22 protein-coding genes and 2 pseudogenes are annotated in these 19,555 nt (G+C 34.8%); 18 read left to right on the forward strand and 6 right to left on the reverse strand.

What is annotated here, in order from left to right:
- Positions 1-74: 74 nt before the first annotated feature.
- Together AC0IXC_RS00395 and AC0IXC_RS00400 are read right to left on the reverse strand one after the other, a co-directional pair.
- Positions 75-539, reverse strand: a complete 465-nt coding sequence (locus AC0IXC_RS00395) for a DMT family transporter (protein ID WP_471652435.1) — start codon at positions 537-539, stop codon at positions 75-77.
- A 13-nt stretch (positions 540-552) separates the two neighbouring features.
- Positions 553-975, reverse strand: a complete 423-nt coding sequence (locus tag AC0IXC_RS00400; protein WP_002033402.1) for a DMT family transporter — start codon at positions 973-975, stop codon at positions 553-555.
- 134 nt (positions 976-1,109) lie between these two features.
- Here AC0IXC_RS00400 and yeiL point away from each other — a divergent pair, with 134 nt between their 5' ends.
- From yeiL to AC0IXC_RS00425, 5 genes and pseudogenes are all read left to right on the forward strand, one after another.
- Positions 1,110-1,802, forward strand: a complete 693-nt coding sequence (yeiL, locus tag AC0IXC_RS00405; protein ID WP_002165330.1) for a transcriptional regulator YeiL — start codon at positions 1,110-1,112, stop codon at positions 1,800-1,802.
- Between the two features lie 13 nt (positions 1,803-1,815).
- A complete protein-coding gene (locus AC0IXC_RS00410) occupies positions 1,816-2,169 on the forward strand; it encodes a glyoxalase superfamily protein (RefSeq protein ID WP_002087610.1) in 354 nt (117 codons plus the stop codon).
- A 42-nt stretch (positions 2,170-2,211) separates the two neighbouring features.
- A pseudogene (locus AC0IXC_RS00415) lies at positions 2,212-2,389 on the forward strand (metallophosphoesterase family protein); the annotation flags it as partial.
- A gap of 131 nt (positions 2,390-2,520) precedes the next feature.
- The gene (locus tag AC0IXC_RS00420; protein ID WP_326997405.1) at positions 2,521-3,555 is read left to right on the forward strand and encodes a flavin-containing monooxygenase; all 1,035 of its coding nucleotides are present in this window, start codon (positions 2,521-2,523) and stop codon (positions 3,553-3,555) included.
- A 297-nt stretch (positions 3,556-3,852) separates the two neighbouring features.
- Complete coding sequence (locus AC0IXC_RS00425; RefSeq protein WP_002087603.1) at positions 3,853-4,101, forward strand: hypothetical protein; 249 nt, start codon at positions 3,853-3,855, stop codon at positions 4,099-4,101.
- Positions 4,102-4,149: 48 nt separating this feature from the next.
- On the opposite strand, the gene AC0IXC_RS00430 is transcribed toward AC0IXC_RS00425, so the two are convergent.
- Positions 4,150-5,187 carry a serine hydrolase domain-containing protein gene (locus AC0IXC_RS00430; protein ID WP_471652436.1) on the reverse strand — a complete coding sequence of 346 codons (1,038 nt, stop codon included), beginning with the start codon at positions 5,185-5,187 and terminating at the stop codon, positions 4,150-4,152.
- The gene (locus tag AC0IXC_RS00435; protein WP_002142579.1) at positions 5,171-5,350 is read right to left on the reverse strand and encodes a DUF3784 domain-containing protein; all 180 of its coding nucleotides are present in this window, start codon (positions 5,348-5,350) and stop codon (positions 5,171-5,173) included. The genes AC0IXC_RS00430 and AC0IXC_RS00435 overlap by 17 nt, the downstream gene beginning before the upstream one ends.
- 124 nt (positions 5,351-5,474) lie before the next feature.
- Between AC0IXC_RS00435 and AC0IXC_RS00440 the strand changes: the two genes are divergently transcribed.
- The 8 genes from AC0IXC_RS00440 to AC0IXC_RS00475 all read left to right on the forward strand — a co-directional run bounded on the left by AC0IXC_RS00440 (position 5,475) and on the right by AC0IXC_RS00475 (position 14,119).
- Complete coding sequence (locus tag AC0IXC_RS00440; protein ID WP_471652437.1) at positions 5,475-5,756, forward strand: MazG nucleotide pyrophosphohydrolase domain-containing protein; 282 nt, start codon at positions 5,475-5,477, stop codon at positions 5,754-5,756.
- Positions 5,757-5,899: 143 nt separating this feature from the next.
- Complete coding sequence (gene bla2, locus AC0IXC_RS00445) at positions 5,900-6,673, forward strand: BcII family subclass B1 metallo-beta-lactamase (protein ID WP_060749107.1); 774 nt, start codon at positions 5,900-5,902, stop codon at positions 6,671-6,673.
- Between the two features lie 691 nt (positions 6,674-7,364).
- The gene (gene hcp / locus AC0IXC_RS00450) at positions 7,365-8,651 is read left to right on the forward strand and encodes a hydroxylamine reductase (RefSeq protein ID WP_002137545.1); all 1,287 of its coding nucleotides are present in this window, start codon (positions 7,365-7,367) and stop codon (positions 8,649-8,651) included.
- Positions 8,652-9,233: 582 nt separating this feature from the next.
- Positions 9,234-9,554 carry a PadR family transcriptional regulator gene (locus tag AC0IXC_RS00455; protein WP_002128372.1) on the forward strand — a complete coding sequence of 107 codons (321 nt, stop codon included), beginning with the start codon at positions 9,234-9,236 and terminating at the stop codon, positions 9,552-9,554.
- 75 nt (positions 9,555-9,629) lie between these two features.
- Positions 9,630-9,971, forward strand: coding sequence for a DUF1048 domain-containing protein (locus tag AC0IXC_RS00460; RefSeq protein WP_002014108.1), 342 nt, complete (start codon positions 9,630-9,632; stop codon positions 9,969-9,971).
- A gap of 168 nt (positions 9,972-10,139) precedes the next feature.
- Positions 10,140-10,901, forward strand: a complete 762-nt coding sequence (locus AC0IXC_RS00465) for an ABC transporter ATP-binding protein (protein ID WP_002033389.1) — start codon at positions 10,140-10,142, stop codon at positions 10,899-10,901.
- Positions 10,902-11,651, forward strand: coding sequence for an ABC transporter permease (locus AC0IXC_RS00470; RefSeq protein WP_002033386.1), 750 nt, complete (start codon positions 10,902-10,904; stop codon positions 11,649-11,651). It begins immediately after the preceding gene.
- 1,148 nt (positions 11,652-12,799) lie between these two features.
- Positions 12,800-14,119, forward strand: a complete 1,320-nt coding sequence (locus AC0IXC_RS00475; RefSeq protein WP_002190259.1) for an aromatic amino acid transport family protein — start codon at positions 12,800-12,802, stop codon at positions 14,117-14,119.
- Between the two features lie 293 nt (positions 14,120-14,412).
- Here the strand turns inward: AC0IXC_RS00475 and AC0IXC_RS00480 are convergent, their stop codons facing one another.
- Entirely contained in the window at positions 14,413-15,375 is a 963-nt protein-coding gene (locus AC0IXC_RS00480) for a helix-turn-helix transcriptional regulator (RefSeq protein ID WP_137057667.1), read from the reverse strand.
- Between the two features lie 110 nt (positions 15,376-15,485).
- On the opposite strand from AC0IXC_RS00480, the gene AC0IXC_RS00485 reads away from it, so the two are divergent.
- The 3 genes from AC0IXC_RS00485 to AC0IXC_RS00495 all read left to right on the forward strand — a co-directional run bounded on the left by AC0IXC_RS00485 (position 15,486) and on the right by AC0IXC_RS00495 (position 16,884).
- Positions 15,486-15,965 carry a GyrI-like domain-containing protein gene (locus AC0IXC_RS00485; RefSeq protein WP_002033380.1) on the forward strand — a complete coding sequence of 160 codons (480 nt, stop codon included), beginning with the start codon at positions 15,486-15,488 and terminating at the stop codon, positions 15,963-15,965.
- A complete protein-coding gene (locus tag AC0IXC_RS00490; protein WP_002142573.1) occupies positions 15,952-16,461 on the forward strand; it encodes a hypothetical protein in 510 nt (169 codons plus the stop codon). Before AC0IXC_RS00485 ends, AC0IXC_RS00490 begins: the two co-directional genes overlap by 14 nt.
- A 165-nt stretch (positions 16,462-16,626) precedes the next feature.
- On the forward strand, positions 16,627-16,884 hold the full coding sequence (locus AC0IXC_RS00495; protein WP_471652438.1) for a DUF3963 domain-containing protein: 258 nt from the start codon (positions 16,627-16,629) through the stop codon (positions 16,882-16,884).
- 115 nt (positions 16,885-16,999) lie between these two features.
- Here AC0IXC_RS00495 and AC0IXC_RS00500 read toward each other — a convergent pair whose 3' ends face one another.
- Positions 17,000-17,758 (reverse strand): NAD-dependent epimerase/dehydratase family protein, encoded by a 759-nt coding sequence (locus AC0IXC_RS00500; protein WP_002014092.1) that lies wholly within the window; start codon positions 17,756-17,758, stop codon positions 17,000-17,002.
- A 142-nt stretch (positions 17,759-17,900) separates the two neighbouring features.
- On the opposite strand from AC0IXC_RS00500, the gene AC0IXC_RS00505 reads away from it, so the two are divergent.
- On the forward strand, positions 17,901-18,788 hold the full coding sequence (locus AC0IXC_RS00505) for a LysR substrate-binding domain-containing protein (RefSeq protein ID WP_002142572.1): 888 nt from the start codon (positions 17,901-17,903) through the stop codon (positions 18,786-18,788).
- 156 nt (positions 18,789-18,944) lie between these two features.
- Positions 18,945-19,179: pseudogene (locus AC0IXC_RS00510) on the forward strand (GNAT family N-acetyltransferase); the annotation flags it as partial.
- Positions 19,180-19,555 lie beyond the last annotated feature (376 nt).

Raw genomic sequence — 19,555 nt, forward strand, 5'->3', positions numbered from 1 at the left:
AATAGAATATTCTCCTCTCTATTACTTCATGTGAAGAGCTTTTCTACTAATATATGATAGGTAAGCGTAAAGTATTATAGTTGAACGTGATTATGCTTCACGGTTTTTATAGGGCGATCAATGAGTAAATTGTAAGTGAGCCCTGTTAATACGAGAATTCCACCGATAATTTTTCCGGTTGATAGTTCGTGTGACAGGAAGAAATCGATGATAGTCCCCGTAAACAATTGTCCGATAAAGATGAGTAACGTTAAATAAAATGCTGATATTTTAGGAGTAATATAGTTTGATAATGAGATGACGATAACGCCTAATAATCCGCCTAAGTATACAGCGATAGGAATAGATTGCAACGTATGACTAGGAATGTATATTGAATCTGAACTGAAAATTAAAAATAACATGGAGAAAAATAATCCAGTAATATAATTGAAAAATGTGCCTTCCCAATTTCCAATTTCCTTTGCTAAATTCGCGTTAATAATTCTAGCAACAACGATAGAAACACCAGCTAAAATAGCGATACAAATATATAACATTTTCTTACCTCCATTAGTAAATTGTCATGACTATAATTCCAGAAGAGATGAATGCTAATCCAATTAATTTTTTCTTATCAAACTTCGAAACTTTCATTCCTAATAAACCGAAATGATCAATAACTATGGAAGCGATGGATTGACCAAGTAAGCTTAATGCAATCGTAATAGAGGCACCAAGAGCAGAGAAACTTATGTTATTAAAAAGAACAGTGAATACTCCAATTGCTCCAGCGCTATATAAAAAAAGTGGAATACCTTTATCGAAATGGATTTTATTTTTGTTAAGGATTAAAACGAAAATAACTGCTATTAAACCGACAAGATGAATGACAACGCTTGCTGTATACTTGCCAATTAACTCAGATAATATCCCATTCAATGGGAGCATAATGGCAATAAGCACACCAATAAAGACAGAAAGAAAGTTATACAATGTAATATCCCCTTTTTATATTTCATATTTGTAATGACTGTATCATGCTGAAATTGTGTATTACTATGACATATGTCATAGTGAAAGAAGAAAATTTTGTTTACAATTGGGATGAGTTGTAAAGGTGGGGGACTATGAAGAAAGTATGTAATTCTAATAAATTAGCAGAGTATATGAAACAAAATAATATTGATTCATTTTTTAGTAGTGATATGAAACCATATATGGAACTTATATTTTTTAAAAAGAATGAGTTCATTTGCAGAGAAAACGAAGAGATAGATTATTTATATTTCTTTGTTGAAGGAAAAGCGAAAGCGTTTAACACATTAAGTAACGGGAAATCGGTATTATTATGTTTTTATGATAGTTTGCAGTTACTAGGAGATGTGGAGTTAATTCATTCTCAAAAGACTGCTTCAAACGTACAAGTGATGGCAGATTCGTATTGTGTTGGGCTACCTTTAGGGAAAGTGAGAAACCAATTATTTCATGATGCGAAATTTTTGAGATGTATTTGCGGTTCTTTAGCCCATAAATTAAATCGACTTTCAAAAAATAGTACAATTAATTTACTGTATCCACTTGAAAATCGACTTGCGAGTTACATGTTAGCAGCAGGGGAACGCGCTGTTCAGCACGGAAATCGAATTGTGTTTAGTGGGAATTTAACGGAAATAGCTGAATTGTTAGGGACGAGTTATCGGCATTTATTACGTACATTAAATGTTTTTTGTGATAAAGAAATTATAAAGAAAAGCAATGGTTGTTTTGAAGTGATGAATGTAGATGTTTTGCGGGAATTGGCGGCGGATGTTTATAAATAGGAGGGAATTATAAATGATTACACCTATATTTAGAATTTTTGATATTGAAAAGGCTCAGTTATTTTACTTTAATTTTTTAGGATTTAAACTGGATTGGGAACATCGGTATGAGGAAAATATGCCATTATATATGCAAATTTCGTTAAATGATACTGTAATACATCTATCTGAACATCATGGGGATGCTTCACCAGGCGGTGCAATTCGTGTGAAAATAGAGGATTTAAAAAGTTATTATGCTATTTTATCAAGTAAAGATTATGCGTATTCAAAACCTGATATAGAGAGAACACCTTGGGATACAATTGAATTAACTGTGATTGATCCATTTTTAAATAGAATAACATTTTATGAGGAACGGGTTTAGAAATTGAGGTGTTATAAATAATTTATCAAAGTAGGGGTTACAATGAAGAGAAAAATAGCGATGATTTCAGATGTTCATGGGAATAGTCACGCTTTAAAGGCGGTATTAAAAGATATTCGAAATGATAATAAATTTAGGTGATAGTGTGTATGGGCCGTTAGATCCTTTGGGGACAATTGAAATATTAATGAGTAACGAGATGATACATATTAAGGGGAGTTTACTTTATAGTGAACTGCTCTTTTTTATTTTGGATAGATATTGAATTATAAAAAAATAAAATGTTATGATTATGGAAACGCATGAACATATGAACATGTATTCATGTGTTTGTGAGAAGGAGGAATTGGAGTGAAAGATATAATTATCGTTGGAGCTGGTCAAGCTGGATTAACAATGGGATACTACTTGAAGCAGGAAGGATATAGTTTCTTATTACTTGAGGCGGGAAACCGAATTGGCGATTCTTGGAGAGACCGCTATGATTCTTTGCAGCTCTTCACACCAAGGGAATATAGTAGTTTACCAGGTATGATATTAAAAGGAGAAGGGAGTGGATTTCCATGTAAAGATGAAATTGCAATTTATTTAGAAGAATATGCAAGGTATTTTCAATTGCCGGTACAATTACAGACTCAAGTTTTAAAAATAAGAAAAGAGAAAGAAATATTTGAATTACACACTCCTACAGAAATTTTACAATCGAAAAAAGTTATTATCGCATCAGGTGGTTTTCAGCAACCATTCATCCCCTCATTTTCACAACATCTTTCATCACATATTTTTCAAATACATTCATCCCAATATAAATCACCATTACAAATTCCAAAGGGAAAAGTACTTGTAGTAGGTGGTGGGAATTCAGGCATGCAAATAGCAGTAGAACTTGCAAAAACTCATGAAGTTACAATGTCTATAAGTCATCCGTTAACCTTTTTACCGTTATATCTTTTTAGAAAAAGCATTTTTAATTGGTTAGAAAAAATGGGTTTATTGTATGCCGAAATACATACAAAGAGAGGAAGGTGGTTTCAGAAGCGAAAGGATCCCATTTTTGGTTTTGAAGGTAAGGAACTTATTCGTAGTGGAGCAATAAAACTACAGGGAAAAGTGGTAAGTGCATCAGGAAATAATATTATGTTTCAGAATGGTGGCACGTATAGTGCACAAAGTATTATATGGTCAACTGGTTTTGTTCAAGATTATAAATGGATTGAAATAGAAAAGGCAGTGAGTATGAATGGATTTCCTAATCATACAAAGGGAATGAGTCCAGTAAGAGGATTGTATTATATTGGACTGCCGTGGCAATCTCAAAGGGGTTCTGCGCTTATTTGTGGTGTAGGAAAGGATGCGGTGTATTTGCTTTCTGAAATCAAAAAATAGATCAGTAGCAACAGCTACTGATCATCCATATGTACATGAATTAGGAGAGGTCAAACATTTCAAACGTTTATTAGCTTTAGTATAATAGATTTTCATGAAATAAAAAACTGAAAATTATAATTTTTTTGTTGAGAAAGTTTTTTGTATCGAAATATATAAAAAAACGGGGATTTCTATTGAAAGAAAATATGATATTTATATTTTAGTAAATTATGATATAGTCTATATAAGATTCTTTTCCTTAAATTAGGTTTTTTGTATAGTAATTACATTCGTAGTTGGAAAGGGGAAAAAATTGTGAAGTTTGATGATCAACGTCTACTAGGAATACGATTAGGTTCTGTACTCATAACAGAAGAAAATCAATATTTAGTAATTAAGAAGAAAGATCATTATGCACTATTAAACATACATAATTTAGAATGCACACATGTCGAAGTGCAGTTAGAACATATTGAAGAACTGCTGCATGAAGATTTCCAGGAAAGTATAACGGAAATTATCGCACCAGAACATATTAAAATTGTGGTGAAAAATGTTATATAAAGAAAGAAGCTGGGAGAATCAGCTTCTTTCTTTGTTTTACTTCGTTAATTATAAGGATAACATTTTTAAAATCTCACCAATAATCCCATCCTTTTGATGAACACCTAAATCCGAGTTCGTCATAATAACAGCGCCATTACCTCGGTATGGATTACATACCATCATACATTGAAATCCAACACCCCAGCCAAGTGAATGAATTTGTAAGTCTTCATTAGAATACTCTAGAAAAACACCTAACCCAGTCCATTTGGTGCATCCTTGAGGAGAAATCATATCTTGTACTGTTTTTTGAGAAAGTTCCAGTTTGCTATTTCCCTGTAAGGAATGAATGAGTCCGAGTATTAAAGTTGATAAGTCAGTTGGTGTTGTCCAAATGCCTGAAGCAGCTGCGAATGGATAAAATGGATACTTCTCATTTGTAACGGTGCCATCTTTATTATGTCCACAAGCAAATGTATCTAATTTATTTATATCTTCAGTAGGGAATACCGTACTATTCTTCAGTTGAAGTGGTTGAAAGATATATTCTTCAAGTAAAAGGTTGAACGATTTTCCAGTAATATCTTCAAGTAGTTGTTCGATAATACAAAAATTTGCGTCAGAGTAGTGGAATTGGCTTTCTGGTGCATAAGTTACTTCTATAGGTACTGGGCAATATAATGTTTTACCAGCAAGAAGTTCAGGGATTTTAGGTATTCCTTGCACTAGCTTATAATGTTCAAAACTATTGGGAGGATCAATAATTCCAGATTGGTGACTTAATAAGTTTCGCAGCGTGACTTTTTTCTGTGAAGTAAATAGATTGGTAGGGATGTTCCAAGATGTGAGTCTATCATTTACGTCTTCATCTAAATATACGATTCCTTGATCTGATAACGTTAGTACAAGCATTGAAGTGATGAATTTGCTAATAGAACAAGAATTGAATATGGAATCCGTAGTGACAGTTCTAGTTGTTCCAGATTCAAGTGTTCCGAAAGCAGTGGCTTCATCAAGTTTACCGTCACGTATAACGGCAAAGCTTAACCCTGCAACAGAATATTGGTTCATTTTCTCATATATATTGTTACTTTTTAAGTTCATAGTGACTCCTTTCTTTTAAAGATAGAATATTAACTTTATCAGGCACACGGCGTTCATTGAATCCTGATAAGAGCCAAGTGTATTGTTTTACTCCGATGAAATAAGCTAATGCAAATGAAATGATTGCTAGTATGAATAATGATGGGGAAGCGAAGAGAGTCATTAAAAGCACCTCCGTTAAAGGGCTATAAATAAATTATAGTATGAATGTTATAATTTAACAAAATACATTTTTGATTTTAAGTGTAATAGAAAAATGGAGTATTTGTGATGAGGGGAGATTAAGTATGAATATTGTGGAATTCCAGAGATATGTATTAAATTTCAGTAAAGAAAAAGGATTTCAAGATACAACAATTGAAGAGCGTACGATGTATGTGATGGCGGAATTAGGTGAATTAGCGGAAGGTATATTAAAGCGTGATAAAATACAAGATTCGAAAAGAGAGATTGGTTTAGAAATGTTTGATGTAATTTGGAATGTATGTGATTTAGCAAACAAGTTAGAAATTGATTTAGAGAAGGCGTTTGAAGAAAAAATGATGATTAATAAAAAACGTGAATGGTAAAAGGAAGGTTAAAAAGCGCACAAAATTTTGTGCGCTTTTTATTAATGGTATGAAAAATATGTAAAAAAAGATGGAACAAACATTTGAGATGAATTGTCTAATATAGGAAATAACTATTTAGTTTGAAAGAAAGGGTGGAGAAAATGAAAAAGAATATATTATTAAAAGTAGGGGTATGTGTTAGTTTACTAGGAACAATTCAATTTGTTAGCACAATTTCTTCTGTGAAAGCGGAACAAAAGCTAGAGCAAAAAGTAATAAAGAATGAGACAGGAACTATTTCAATTTCTCAGTTAAACAAAAATGTATGGGTTCATACTGAGTTAGGTTATTTTAATGGAGTAGCAGTTCCATCGAACGGTCTAGTTCTTAACACTTCTAAAGGGTTAGTGCTTGTCGATTCTTCTTGGGATGATAAGTTAACGAAGGAACTAATAGAGATGGTAGAAAAGAAATTTCAGAAGCGCGTAACGGATGTCATTATTACACATGCGCATGCTGATCGAATTGGCGGGATAAAAATGTTGAAAGAAAGAGGCATTAAAGCGCATAGTACAGCATTAACTGCGGAACTAGCAAAGAAAAATGGATATGAGGAGCCACTTGGAGACTTACAAACAATTACAAATTTGAAGTTTGGAAATATAAAAGTAGAAACGTTCTATCCAGGGAAAGGGCATACAGAAGATAATATTGTCGTATGGTTACCGCAATACAACATTTTAGCTGGAGGCTGTTTAGTGAAATCTGCGGAAGCTAAAGATTTAGGGAATGTTGCTGATGCATATGTAAATGAATGGTCGATATCGATTGAGAATGTGTTGAACCGATATGGAAATATGAACTTAGTAGTGCCTGGTCATGGAGAAGTAGGGGACAGAGGATTACTTTTACATACATTGGATTTGTTGAAATAAGAAACTGTGGGAATATAAAAGCGAGGAGAAACAATTTCCTCCTCGCTTTCTTCTAGCTATATTTAAATGCGAAGCTATCAATTACGCCTGCATAAGTTACTGAGATTTTAATTCCAAGTATACAAATACCAGTACCGTCATAATTGCTATAACAACGTAAGTAACATCAAGTATTATAAGTGTCTTTAATGTTTCAGTCATCCTAATTCACCCCTGTTATAAAAATATAACATGACCTCTTATCAATTAAATAAGAGATCATAAAGATAACAATGTACATGAAATTTCTTAAGTAGTTTCTATATAAATATATCATATAAATAATGTAAAAAATGTTAAGATGGTGTAAATGTATTGTAAATAAAGAGGTTTCCTATAAAATTTTTAATCAAAAAATTGATAGTTCTTCAAAATGAAAAAACGCTATTCTTTCTGTTGAATGATAGAAAGAATAGTGTTTTTGTATGCTTATTAGTTGCTAATAGTTCTCTAAATCAATTATCTAGCTATTTGAAGGCATCAACAAAGGTGTCCATTTTTCTGTATGTTTTTTAGTGTCAGTAAAAATATTATGTCAACAATATGAACTGTCACAAATTTATATATATTATTGTGATTGATATCACATCCTTTTTTCCTAATGGGTATTATGCTTGATTTGTAATGAATGATTGGGAGAGGGTGGGATGATATGTTTTGTTATCAATGTGAACAAACGCCAACAGGCGGATGTAAAGTGATGGGTGTTTGTGGTAAGAATGAAACAATTGCAAGTTTACAAGATACGATTGTGTTTGGATTAAAAGGAATAGCTGCTTATCGTACGCATGCTGCGCAGCTAGGGTATACAGATGCATTTGTAGATGCTACAACTCAAGAAGCGCTATATATGACATTAACAAATTCTAACTTTAATGAACAAGAACATATTGATATGGCTATGAAAGTAGGGAAATCGGCTTTACGAGTAATGGAGTTATTAGATGAGGCACATACGAATCACTTTGGTGTTCCGGAGCCTGTTCAAATTACGCAGAACCATGTAGAAGGTAAGGCAATTGTAGTTACTGGTCATAATTTATTTGCATTAGAAGAGTTATTAAAGCAAACAGAAGGAAAAGAAATTAACATTTATACGCATTCTGAAATGCTACCAGCACACGGATATCCACAACTGAAAAAATATAAACATTTAAAAGGAAACATCGGTAAGGCATGGTATGATCAACGACGCCTTTTCGAAAAATTTACAGGTGCCATATTAGCTACAACGAACTGTGTTATGCCAATTAAAGGATCATACTCTGATCGATTCTTTTCATATGATATTGCAGGTTTAGAGGGTGTACAAAAAATTGAAAATGATGATTTTGCACCATTGATTCAAAAAGCGCTTGAACTTCCAGAAGTACATATGGAGTCGGATGAGCAGTTAGTAACAGGGTTTCATCATAATACAGTATTATCATTAGCTCCGGAAATTATTAATGCAGTAAAAGAAGGAAAGATTAAGCGTTTCTTTGTCATCGCAGGTTGTGATGCTCCGGGAAAAGGCGGAGAATATTATCGTGAATTAGCAACGTCACTTCCGCCAGAAACGGTTATTTTAACAACTTCTTGCGGGAAATTCCGTTTTAATGATGTGAGTTATGGTGTTGTGCCCGGTACGGAGATTCCACGTTACATTGACTTAGGACAATGTAATAATTCAATTTCTACAGTGAAAATAGCGGCCGCTTTAGCTGATGCTTTTCAATGTGAAGTGAATGAATTGCCAGTGAGTATTGTTCTATCATGGTTTGAACAAAAAGCGGTTGCCATTTTACTTGGGCTATTTAGTCTTGGTATTCAAGATATTCGCATTGGTCCAAAGGCACCTGAATTTATTTCACCTGGTGTGCTTGATGTATTACAAGAGACATTCGGTTTAAAACTAATTACAACCGCAGCAGAAGACATGAATATGATGTTATCGTAACAAAAAGGATGTCCTATATGTAGAGTTGACTTTATAAAGAGTTTGTATGTATTCGCAAGCTCATGTATTAGATGCACAGGTGCATTAGTAGAAGAACAAAAAAATGATCCGTCTTTTTAATAAGGAGAGCTATCCACATTCATTAACTTCGGAATATTATAACGCCCAAAATAAAAATGCGGAATTTTTGTTTTGGGTATTTCCTTTTCTTAGCTGGATAGGTATGTGGTGAGATTTCTTAAGAAGAAAATAGGCAGTATCCAATAGATAATAGCGGATTTAAGAAAAAATTTAAAAATCGAGTTGACATTCTATCTACATAGTCATACAATGTAGTGGTAATGAGTAATACTGAATAGCGTATTTTTTAAAAATATATTCAGTATCCAATAGGCAAAAGCGGATTTAAGAAAAAATTTAAAAATCGAGTTGACACTACATCTACTTAGTCGTACAATGTAGTTGTAATAAGTAATACTGAATAGTGAGGTTTCTCAAAAGCTATTCAGTAAAAATTAGCCTTAGTACTCTGTGATACTGAATATAAGTCAGACAGAATAGGGGGTAAAGGAGGATCAGAATATGGAAAATTTAACTGAAATGCTGAAAGGTTCGCTGGAAGGATGTGTTCTGGAAATCATTAGCCGCCGTGAAACTTATGGCTATGAGATTACCCGCCACCTGAATGAGCTTGGGTTTACTGAAGTCGTGGAAGGAACGGTCTATACCATCCTTGTGCGATTAGAGAAGAAAAAACTTGTGAATATTGAAAAGAAACCGTCAGACATGGGGCCGCCTCGCAAGTTTTATTCACTAAATGAGGATGGCCGTCAGGAGCTTGAATTATTTTGGAGAAAATGGGATTTTGTATCATCAAAAATTAACGTCTTGAAGTCAAACTAGCCTCATAAGATTAAATATTCGGCCGATATTTTGGGAGTTTCTTGTTCTGCTTTATAAAAAAGGAGGAAAAATAATATGTTGGAAATGTTCAAAAAATTAATTGGTGATAAAAAAGAGTACAAAATGATGATGGCACGGGTTGGAGCTCTGCCAGAGGACTATCAGTTTGTGTTTAAGAAAATTCAAAACTACATGTGGAATTTCTCAGCTGGTAACGGGATGGATATGCTACACATACAGTATGAACTAATCGATTTGTTTGAAGCCGGTGCGGCGGAAGGCAGACAAGTGCTAGAAATCACTGGGGAGGACGTGGCATCCTTTGCTGACGAACTAGTGGCAAACGCTAAAACTTATGTTTCCAAGTATCGTGAAGATTTGAATGAAAGTATCATGAAGCAATTGAGAAAAAAATAAATGCAACAGGTAATACCGACTGATTAGCTGGTTACAAATGTGAATTGACGCCATTGCTATTCAGTTATATTTTTAAATCAGTACTAAGTAATACAGATTATCAGTAATACTAAATAGAGGGTGTAGGCAGTCTATCTTTACAAAACATTTTTTAAGGAGGAAAAAAGCATGACCAATACAGCGATTTCTGTAAAAGGATTAAAAAAATCCTTTAAAGATAAGGAAGTGTTAAAAGGGGTAGATTTTGAAGTGCAGCGTGGCTCCATTTTCGCACTGCTGGGCTCAAATGGAGCGGGCAAGACGACGATAGTCAATATCCTCTCGACGCTGATGAAGCAAGATGGCGGCGAAGTAGGTATTTGTGGTTTTGACGTTCAGCGTCAACCGGATCATGTTCGTCAAAGTATCAGTCTGACAGGGCAGTTTGCAGCTTTAGACGGTATGCTCACGGGGAGAGAGAACTTGATAATGATTGCCAATTTGCGTGGAGTTTCTAGTCCTGCTCAAGTCGCTGATAATTTGCTTGCAAGATTCAGCCTGACTGATGCAGCCAACCAGAGGGCAGACCAGTACTCAGGTGGGATGAAGCGCCGGCTTGATATCGCCATGAGCTTGATTGGGACGCCAGCAGTCATTTTTCTCGATGAACCGACGACAGGGCTTGACCCCGAAGCGCGTATTGAAGTGTGGGATACCGTCAAGGAACTTGCCGGCGGCGGCACAACCATCTTGCTCACGACCCAGTACCTCGAGGAAGCCGAACAACTGGCGGACCGTATCGCTATCTTGCATGGCGGAAAAATTATTAAGACTGGTACTCTTACAGAACTTAAAGAGATGTTCCCGCCAACAAAAGTGGAGTATATCGAAAAGCAGCCGACATTGGAAGAAATTTTCCTTGCGATCATTGGCAAAAAGGAGGAGATGTAAATGAAGAGTAAAACAGGGGTATTATTAGGGCGCTTAATGCGCAACATCATGCGCAGTCCAGATACAATTATTACGGTAGCGATTACGCCGATTATGATGATGCTGTTGTTTGTCTACGTATTTGGCGGCGCCATAAAGACAGGAACGGATAACTACGTCAATTATTTATTGCCGGGAATCTTGCTGATGGCTATCGCATCCGGTGTCGCTTACACTTCCGTACGGTTGTTTACGGATGTAAAGAGCGGGCTGATGGCACGTTTCATTACTATGCCTATCAAGCGTTCGTCGGTATTATGGGCTCACGTATTAACATCACTTGTTGCTAATGTGCTTACTATCGTGGTGGTTATCCTTGTTGCGCTCTTAATGGGCTTCCGTTCCAGTGCTAATATTCTGGATTGGCTCGCGGTAGCTGGAATACTCGGGATGTTTACGCTGGCGCTGACATGGCTGGCTATCATTCCTGGGTTGACAGCGAAGTCTATGGAAGGGGCGACAGCCTACTCGTACCCACTAATTTTTCTGCCCTTTATTAGTTCGGCCTTTGTTCCTACCGAAACTATGCCAAAAATTGTTCGTGCGTTCGCTGAAAACCAGCCTGTGACTTCAATCGTGAATGCGATTCGTGCCCTCTTATATGAAGAGGCTGTTGGCAACGATATTTGGATTGCACTTGCTTGGTGTGTGGGCATTATGGTTATCGCTTACTTCTTCGCCGGCAAAGCATTTAAACGTCAGTTAGGGTAACACCACCAGTTAATGGCAACTAAATCTTCTGGAATAATATATATATGGGAAAATGGATTTAAATCACATTAATCTTAGTTATTGCTATAATTGTTAGTATTCTTACTGGTTATGCAGTTGGTACGTAAGTAGGCTCAGACGTTGAGAAAAAGCAGACTGAGAGAGTTAAAAGGGAAGAGATAATATTTTGCCCTCAATTCTAATTGCCATATAATAAATGCAATTTTTATACATGAAAAGCCCACCTGTTTCCGTAGGTGGGCTATATCTTTATTACACAATTCGAAAGTATACTCTCTTTTTCTAAGTATGTAATTATGCATATTTAGAAAAAACTACACTTAATAAATATTACATATAGTAAATGGAAACTTATGGTGTAATTCTTTTAACAGGCTTAACATGATAACCATTATATAAGGTGCGTAGGCTCCTTTGGAAAAGTTCTTCTTTTCTGAAAAATGAATGTTAATTCGTTATATGTAATAAAAATTCATGAAAATAATTTTATGTTTTCTAAATTTATTCCTTTACATCAATGTGTATTATTTATTACAACAGCTTCATGTCAAAGATAAGATGTGAAAGCAAAGGGAAATATAAGTATCTTTATAACGAGTTCCTAATATAATCAATGTGTTAACGAAAGGAACTCTGTATTATGTTTACTTTTCTATTAACTAATACAGCTTCAAAAAATAGACACAATTGCTACATACCAATTGTAATTTATTATCTATTCATAATTCTGTTTATTCTGTCTTTCTAAAAATAAAAAAATATTAGACTCGCAAATATAAACGTTATAATGAGGGCGTCGAGAGGTAACCGATTACCTACGAAGAAAATATCAAACATTTTAAAATTGGACAGACTGAAACGATTACTTACAGAAAGGTGTGTGACCAGAAGGGGAATTTCTTCAAAATAGTTTAGCAGCAGCGGACATCGTATTAGCTGGTGTAAACAATATCATCAATGGTAAGTATAGGGTTGGAGGATAAATGCCTCGCACATTAAGAGAGACAGCTTTAGGTGGAATCGTTTACAATATGGCGCATCTAGTAAGCGGTTCATTTTTTAAGAATGGTCTATATTCTTAAGCCTAAAAAGAGACGTAAGAATAGGATACAAGGGGGATTTATTATATGAATGGGAATACTGCAAAAAAAATAGAATTTCAAGCTGAAAACACTGCAGTGAAAAATGAGAAATATCCAGATCCTAAAAAGTGGCATAAACAAGATACTACCTGGGCATTGAGCCTTTTTGGAACAGCAATTGGAGCAGGAGTACTCTTTTTACCTATTAATGCCGGTTCAGGTGGTTTATTATCATTACTGTTAATTACGATACTTGCATTTCCTGTTATGTATTACTCACATAGGGCACTTGCTAAAATGATATACGCTTCCAATTCTGCTGATGAGGGGATTACAGGCACAATAAGAGAGTATTTTGGCAATAAGGCAAGTATAATTTTTAACATAGTATATTTCGTCTCAATTTATACGATCGTACTGATGTATTCGGTTGCACTTACAAATACTGCAAGTAGTTTTATCGTGCATCAATTGCACATGCCGGAGCCTCCAAGGGCCATTTTATCACTTGTATTAGTACTCGGTCTTATCGCTATACTAAATTTCGGTCAAGATATCACTGTAAAGATAATGAGCATGCTAGTATATCCTTTCATAGCTTCTTTACTGTTTATCTCAATATCTTTAATTCCACAGTGGAATACGTCAATGCTTAGTTTCTCAAGTGCGTCTACTGCTTCAACAGGAACAGGGTATTTTGGAGTGATATTGATGATACTACCAATCATCGTATTCTCGTTCAATCATTCTCCTATGATTTCGTCATTCGTTATGAAACAGAGAGCTACGTATGGAATAGAAGCTACTGATGCCAAGTGTGCTCAAATACAAAAAGTTTGCTATATCATGACATTCGCTGTTGTTATGTTCTTTGTTTGGAGCAGTACTTTAAGTTTGACTCCAGATGATCTTAAGATGGCAAAAGAACAGAACTTGTCAATCCTATCATATCTTGCTAATGAGCTTAATTCGCCTGTAATCACTATTGCAGCTCCTATCATTGCTTTTGTGGCTATTACAAAGTCTTTCCTTGGCCATTATGTAGGAGCGTATGAGGTAATGCGTGACATGATTATGAAGTCCGGTAAAAAACGCGGGAAAGATATAGGAGAAAAAACAGTTCAGACAATGATTCTTACTTTTGTCGTATTAACATGCTGGTATGTTGCTTATGCAAATCCAAGTATTCTTGGAATCATTGATGCTCTTAGCGGTCCATTAGTTGCTGCGATCTTATGTCTATTACCAATGTATGCGATTCGTAAAGTACCAGTACTGGCTAAATACAGAGGGAAAATGAGCAATGTGTTTGTCATTATTGTAGGTATACTTACTGTCCTAGCAAGTATTAAGTCATTATTCTAATTCGCTATTGTTAGTTCAAGTGCTAAAATAGCGGGATATGAAAAATGAATGAAAGAGATTATGGAGAAGATAAATCCAAATTCGAATTTAGAACAAGTAATTTAATGAGGGTTAAACTCTAATATGAAAAGACATGAACAAAGATTAGTTCATGTCTTTTTTTGTGTTGGCGTTATTCTTAGAAGAGCGTTTCAAGTAGCGGTAGCGAATAAAATGTTTTTACTAGGTATTTAAATAGAGGTAACTGGCATCTAGTCAAACTCAATATTATTTTGGGTTTAACTGACCACTGCTTATGGGCAGTATAAACATAATCTCTCTTTTAAACCTTCTAACACTTCTTCAGGAACTTCCCTGATTTTGATATCTTTACCTAGGAAAAGTAGCCAATTTGTTATTTCTATCAATTCATCGAGATTGTTAACATTGATAAAAGTTTTTAGAATGGCTGTGGATTGGTAAGGATTTGTATAGGAAATAGAAATTTTTATAGGATGGTATTTTTTGAACTGGGTAATCGCTTTTGGACCAAGTTCAAGTACAAGGTTGATTGCTTCGTCCTTCTTACTTAGTTTTTCTGAAATTTTTTTCTTACTTAATCTATTTTTCGTCGTATAGGGTTCGACATTAATGAGATGATCGACAAGAAACATCTTCTTTTTTTCTTCTTTTATGTCAAAGCCTTCAATTATCCAATGGCTTTTTTCTTGATAAAGGTGTAGTAGATAAATTGGATAAAACTTGGTTTCTTCCTCTTCTTTTACGGTAATCAATAAATGGCTATCCAAAAGAAGGATTTGGATGAGTTTTTCTAACATAGGATGGGGGAGGTCAGAAAGCTCAAGTAGGTCAGGATTATGAGGGTTAGTCCCTTCAAAAAGAAAGATTTGATTTAAAAGAACAAGGTCATCCTGCTGGATTTCTGAGATGAGTCCTAGTAATTTTTCGGCTAAAGACTGACGACTCTTTAGATAGGGAAGTTGTTGATTTCTTGTGGCCATAAAGGCAATAAAAAGAGCTTTGACCTCATTATCAGTAAAGCGAACAACGGGCAAGATAGAGTTATGCATGACAAAATATCCTCCATCCCTGCCAACTTCAGCGACGAGCGGCATCCCCATGGCTTCAATTTCTCTAATGTCTCTAATAGCTGTCGATCGTGAGATGTTAAATTCTCGTATGATTTCAGAAATTGTAAAGTGGGAGCGGTTGTTAATATAGCGCATGATCGTATTAATCCGTTCAACTTTTTTCATGTTGGTCTCCTAAACAGTATCATTTTTTGACATGATTTAAAGATATTATAAACTCATCAAGTGAAAAGATAAATCGCTTGATCAATTTAAAAGTGAGGAAGGTTTTAAATATGAAAAATTATACAATAGAAGAAAAAGATAGCTTTATCGTGTTAGGTATTGGAACTGAACTTAAGAGCCACTATACAGACTTTGCGGGCATAAACAAGGAAAAGGCAGACTTTTGGCTGGCTGTCGAACAAGATGGAAGGTTGGACACTTTAAAAGCTTTAGCTACAAATGATTACATTTTTTCTGTGAGTGAAGCGGTGAATAACAAGATGATGTATTACGCTGGTGTTATGACAGAGGCAACGATACAAGAAGAATCTAGAGTTATCCAGTTTCCGAGGGGAGAATACCTAGTAGTTAAAGGGGAAGGCGATACAGCTGAGGAGCTAAGTAATAAGCTTACTGGTATTGCATTTGGTCAAGCATTAGCAGAAGTAAAAGATTTTTCCTATGTTGGTGGGCCAAATACAACAGTTGAGATGGGGCAGCGAAACGGCTTAGTATTTGGTGAAATATGGATTCCAGTTGTTAGGAAGTAAAGTGTTAAAAGGAGAGATGGAATTGTCCAATATAGTTGATTTTAAAAACGTAACTACAGCTGGCATGGAGTCTTCACCTGTAGCAGAAGCACTTGCTGGTTTACGTGCCCATGAAGCACGTTACTTTATGAATAAATACAAGCATGAATTTACGGTTGTACCAGCTAGTGAAAGCGAGAAGACTCTTGATTATGTGAACCGCATTTTGAAAGAAGAACGTGATATTGAGTTTGCGGCAAAACCTTTAGAAACATCGTGTTTTCAAGTGGAAAATATTAAATTTGCCTATGTCTTCTATGAGGATGGTCTTGCAGTCAACGTCATGTATACGCTGGATAACCCAAAGAAGCGGGCTGTTGGATTTAAGCTTTCTGAGGGAATGGAGATACCAACGGAGTTAGTAGAGAAGTTTAAGTTTGCTAGACAGAAGTCTAAACTTGCTGGAACAATTCGAGGTTCGTTTTTTGTAATTAAAGGAGAATATATTGCAAGTTGAAGAATCAGTCATTTGTTGTATTGAGTTATTCTTTTAAAAGGCGCGATTAAGGCTAACAATCTTAAATTGTTAGCCTTTTTTACATAAGTATAATATTCATAGTCTGCTACACACTACGTTCAGATAAAATAAAACGAAAGGAAATTACTGTAGAGTGGTGGTGGCGTGAGCAAAAAAAGGCTATTTGAGTTATTCTTAGTAACTTTTACTTTACTATTCCTTCATGTAAGCACATTTACTAATGAAAAATTGAATGATAAATTTGGTAACTTTACCTTCTTTGTTGTATTTCTCATGTTTTATATCAACGTTGCATTTATAAAGCGGTATTTTGATGATATACAAAAGTGGATTCGAAATATCACATTTCTTCTTGCCCTGTTAGTAGTAACTTTAATATCACTATGGATAGGTTACTTTTAAAGCCTTGTGATTAAGGAATTTTTGTTTTGTTATCTTTCCTTAACAACAAACAAGACGCCAACCAGATCATGGTAGCGCCTACTATAATATAATCTCTTTTCTAGATATGCCTTTATCAAGAATCAAAGAACTTAATACCACTTAGTACAAAAGCATCAGAACTTGGGCTATAACCAACTAACTTTCTTGTTCCTTCAATATCAATTCGTTTAAACCTGTTGTTAGATACACCATGTAAAATTGAAAATGGAGGTAAGTTCTTTGCCGTCATCGACTTTAAGAGAAGGTCCATAAAATCTTCTGGGCTTAAGTATGCACTCATATCTCTAGCTGTTAGTGGTTTACCATATGGATTATAATCATCATATGCACCTATACGAATAGCAAGACTTTGTAACCCTTCTTCATAAGCAAAATAAGAAGCAACAGCCTCTGCAAAACACTTACTTACCCCGTACATATTTTTGGGTCTCGTGGGTGAATAAGCATGTGGTTGATAATCCAAAGGATAGCCTTCAATTGTTTGAGCACTGGAAGCAACTATCACTTTGGATACATTATTATCACTAGCAGCTCTAAAAATATTATAGGTTCCCTTTATATGATTTTCTAATAAAGAGCCATAAAAATCAGCATTTGGCGAAGGATTACCTGCCAAGTGTATAACTATATCTATACCTTTCGTAAATTCTTGACAAGCAGCTAAATCAGAAACATCTAAATATATGATTTCATGATTTGTATCTTTAAAAGTTTCTAAAGCAGATAAGTTAATATCTGCTAGCCGTAACTGGTAATTCCCTTGCTTATCTAGGAATCTTGTAACATCTTGGCCAATCTTACCTGCAGCACCTGTAACTAAAATTTTTTGCATTTCACTTCATCCTTCCATAAAAAATACATCCCTTGTCAAGGGTCATATAATAGAGCATGCACTTATTGTATGTTGGTAATGGCATTAAATAAAACGAAGAAATATAATGGAGACATGAATAAAATTCATGAGGAGGACCATAGTGACTTTAACAAAATATGAAATATTTAACAAAGTGGCAGAACTCAATAGTTTTACAAAAGCTGCAGAAGTTTTAGGTTTCACCCAATCTGCTGTAAGTCATGCAATTAGCAGTTTGGAAAAAGAGTTTTCCTTTCCTTTATTTATTCGTAATCACTCTACTTTAACATTGACCAAAAATGCAGAGGAGCTTTTAATTACCGTTCGGAAAATTTTATACTATAACAACATGCTGAAGCAGGAAGTAGCCGCTATCAATGGGTTCCAAAAAGGAACAGTAAGAGTGGGGGTTTTTTCGAGTATTTCTAAAAACTGGATTCCTGGTATTCTTAAAAAAATGGAGGAAAAGTTTCCAAATATTGAAATCGAATTACTGGAAGGAAACTATGCTGAGGTTGAGAATTGGTTACAAAACGGGAGATTAGATTGTGGATTTATTAATAATGATACTTACTTTGAATCATTTGAAAAATCCTTTGAAATCGTACAATTGAAGAGGGATCGACTTTTATGTGTTGTATCTAACCAATCCCCATTATGTAAGGAAAACCAAGTATCAATGCAACAAATAGAAAATGTACCTTTTATTATGCCAACATATCAGTGTTATGATGATATTCAAAAAATATTTAGGGAGAATAAAGTTAGCCCCAATATTCGATTCGAAAATATGAATGAATACTCAGTGATCTCCATGGTGGAGAATAATCTAGGAATTAGTATATTGCCAGAAATGATTATACCGACATCAAAAATTTCTTTTGCAGCCATTCCACTTGAAAGTGATAGCTATCGAACTATTGGATTAGCTATAAGAAAACCAACCTCACTCGCGACTAAGAAATTTTCTGAGATTACTAAAAGGTGGGTATCATTTGAATCAATTTAATTTTGCCAAAATCTGAGTTATTTAAACTGATAGGGTTCTTCTTGAACGGAGCAGATTAGTTCAATAAGCAATGAGAAAAAGTTATATATTATGTGTCGATGTAGAACTATAATATACAAAAATCAGGAGGTAATTATATAGTAATATATAAATTATATGACAGAACACCCTAATAACTTTGACTAATTACTAAACCTATATGAATCTTTATGATGGAATTCACTTAAATTAACAAGTAATGATTTGGAACGAATGTGCAATCAAAGTTGATACGCCATACGCATTTGATGAAAAATAATTAGTGGGTATGGGACGTGTTATTTCAGATGGTGTAATTACTGGAGTAGTTTGGGGAATATATGTTCTATCAATCTATCTGTCCGAAGGAATCGCCGCCATGTACAAATCGCGCTGGGCAATTGAATCATTTTTCCGCTGGATTTAGCTGAATTTGAACGTTCCCGTATTGTTTGGCACAACATCCAATGCGTTGTTCAATCAGTTATTCACAGCTATAATTGCCTATGCTTTGCTGAAATTTCTTCGTGCACAAGGCCAAAAGACAAAATAAACGCTTGTCATTTGCAGGTTTCACACGCCTGTTTCTTTGTGAAGCCTTGTCAATTGAGTGGCAAATTAGTTTGAAAGAAACACTTGAATTCTACAGGTCGATAAATCAAGAAACTGTATTACTTTGGTTAATCAACATACGTGTTAATTTATAGTATAATGATTGCTTGAAATAATGCGGTGGAAAACAGGGAAAA

Source organism: Bacillus sp. AC266 (genome assembly GCF_979253805.1).

Bases quoted from the DNA above. Each gene is read 5' to 3' on its own strand.
- bla2 (WP_060749107.1), top strand. From the start codon at position 5,900: ATGAAAAAGAATATATTATTAAAAGTAGGGGTATGTGTTAGTTTACTA.
- AC0IXC_RS00455 (WP_002128372.1), top strand. From the start codon at position 9,234: ATGGAAAATTTAACTGAAATGCTGAAAGGTTCGCTGGAAGGATGTGTT.
- yeiL (WP_002165330.1), top strand. From the start codon at position 1,110: ATGAAGAAAGTATGTAATTCTAATAAATTAGCAGAGTATATGAAACAA.
- AC0IXC_RS00500 (WP_002014092.1), bottom strand. From the start codon at position 17,758: ATGCAAAAAATTTTAGTTACAGGTGCTGCAGGTAAGATTGGCCAAGAT.
- AC0IXC_RS00460 (WP_002014108.1), top strand. From the start codon at position 9,630: ATGTTGGAAATGTTCAAAAAATTAATTGGTGATAAAAAAGAGTACAAA.
- AC0IXC_RS00430 (WP_471652436.1), bottom strand. From the start codon at position 5,187: ATGAACTTAAAAAGTAACAATATATATGAGAAAATGAACCAATATTCT.
- AC0IXC_RS00475 (WP_002190259.1), top strand. From the start codon at position 12,800: ATGAATGGGAATACTGCAAAAAAAATAGAATTTCAAGCTGAAAACACT.
- AC0IXC_RS00465 (WP_002033389.1), top strand. From the start codon at position 10,140: ATGACCAATACAGCGATTTCTGTAAAAGGATTAAAAAAATCCTTTAAA.
- AC0IXC_RS00410 (WP_002087610.1), top strand. From the start codon at position 1,816: ATGATTACACCTATATTTAGAATTTTTGATATTGAAAAGGCTCAGTTA.
- AC0IXC_RS00480 (WP_137057667.1), bottom strand. From the start codon at position 15,375: ATGAAAAAAGTTGAACGGATTAATACGATCATGCGCTATATTAACAAC.
- AC0IXC_RS00435 (WP_002142579.1), bottom strand. From the start codon at position 5,350: ATGACTCTCTTCGCTTCCCCATCATTATTCATACTAGCAATCATTTCA.
- hcp (WP_002137545.1), top strand. From the start codon at position 7,365: ATGTTTTGTTATCAATGTGAACAAACGCCAACAGGCGGATGTAAAGTG.
- AC0IXC_RS00470 (WP_002033386.1), top strand. From the start codon at position 10,902: ATGAAGAGTAAAACAGGGGTATTATTAGGGCGCTTAATGCGCAACATC.
- AC0IXC_RS00395 (WP_471652435.1), bottom strand. From the start codon at position 539: ATGTTATATATTTGTATCGCTATTTTAGCTGGTGTTTCTATCGTTGTT.
- AC0IXC_RS00440 (WP_471652437.1), top strand. From the start codon at position 5,475: ATGAATATTGTGGAATTCCAGAGATATGTATTAAATTTCAGTAAAGAA.
- AC0IXC_RS00485 (WP_002033380.1), top strand. From the start codon at position 15,486: ATGAAAAATTATACAATAGAAGAAAAAGATAGCTTTATCGTGTTAGGT.